The sequence below is a fragment of the Endozoicomonas sp. SESOKO3 genome (assembly GCF_024606255.1).
Genome location: NZ_JAHHPR010000168.1, coordinates 1 through 1,622, shown reverse-complemented (window position 1 = coordinate 1,622; position 1,622 = coordinate 1). Strand labels below are relative to the sequence as shown.

The 1,622-nt window shown below is 47.1% G+C and carries 1 protein-coding gene; it reads left to right on the top strand.

Going from position 1 to position 1,622, the window contains the following annotated elements; all coding sequences use genetic code 11:
* Positions 1 to 343 precede the first annotated feature (343 nt).
* Positions 344 to 1,622, top strand: a 1,279-nt coding sequence (locus KDK18_RS03000) for a hypothetical protein (RefSeq protein ID WP_257253106.1), incomplete at its 3' end; no start/stop codon positions are given.

Genomic DNA, 1,622 nt, shown 5'->3' with positions numbered 1-1,622 from the left:
AATACCCGCAACGAACTTTGATATCAGAAAATAGTGGATGATCCCTTCATAGCCACCCAAAAGAAACCGGTATAAAGCAATACATACTGGTTTCTTTCAGACCATACCATCGATTAAACCCTGTCAGAGGCTATCTTGGAAGCTATGTTAGAAGCCATGAATGCACTCCTTCTCTGAAAAAAACAACTCAATTTTGCTGGCGTTGAACTTTTGCCACTGTGGACTAGATTGTCTCAACAGCATGGTAAAACAGCCATGAGCGATTAAATTAGAAGTTGCTTTCTCGCCCGGTGTAAGCATTACTTTTCACGGCAATAAAAGTATTCAGCTCTGAGGTAGAAGAATGACACATCCCCGCCTCAATGCATTAAGCCTTGCAGTGGCTGTTGCCATCAACTCTTCCATCGCTGCTTCACAGGCACTGGCCGATCGGAGGCTGCAGATAAAATCTGTCGATATTCCGGGCAGTGGACGTGGGGAGTTTACCCACAGTGAAGTCATGGTTCGGCCAACTTTAGGTCACGACCAGCAACCAATCCCCAAATCCTTTACCACCACCTACCCTGATCAGGCGATAGCCAGAGCAGGCTATGACGTTCCCTCTGAAGGCTTCACAGATGTTCTTTCTGGCATCGATGAGGGTGTTTCCAGTGTTGATCAGTTTGAAACAGACGAGCATGGGGTTGCTCAGAAATACACCAAAATTCTAAAGGTCGGTAATGAGGGAGTCTTCAGGTTCACCCATAACCTTGAAGACAGCAAACTGATCATTGAAGTCAGAGACGGAATGACCAGTCAGGATTCAGTCGAGGCTGTTTGTAGTCAATCAGGTGACATCCAACCATTAGAACCATTAACGAAAGTCGCCAACCCCAAACAGCTGGTCGCAATACTGAAAGGAGCCAATAAAAGAGCAGGAAGCCTGGGCGAAATTGATCACTATGTTGCCCTTGCCGCCATTGAAGTAGACAAAGTTGAAGTCAACGGGCGCACCTTTATGCGTCTTATCGCCGCGGGCGATCAACCTCTGGAACTGAAGCATCTGGGGCAATCGCTCTTTGTCAATGATGAGGCTCTTTTTGCAGCGGCCACCACGGCCTATACCCGGGTTCATGTTCTGAAGGAAGACTTACAACAGATGGCCCTGAATAATCTGTTGTCCTACCTTAAACCCGTTGGCTATGTTGTACACGCAGAGGATGAGACACAGGCTTATCCTGTACCTGCTGGCTATCCAAAACTGGCAGTGAATGAAGCTCCGGGGGAGATTATTGTCTTCCGTGGTCAGAAACAGAATCCCAGCGATATCGCCTTTGTGCAAATGGGTCTGTACCACCTCCTGGAAGAATTTTATGGCTTCCCACCCGCTACTGAAACAATAACAAAGATCAAAACAGACAAGGTCAAAAGCTACCAGTACGTCATTCGAAACAGGCAAACGGCGTTACTGGAGGAGTTAGCTGCACAGCACAATGCCGGACTTAACGAAGATGGACTGACGACTCGATCATACGAAGATATACTGGTGACGCTTGCGTACTATGAGTCTTTTCAGCAGGCATTGACCAGTGCTACTCAAGATAGTGCTACTCAAGATAGTGCTACTCAAGATAGTGCTACTC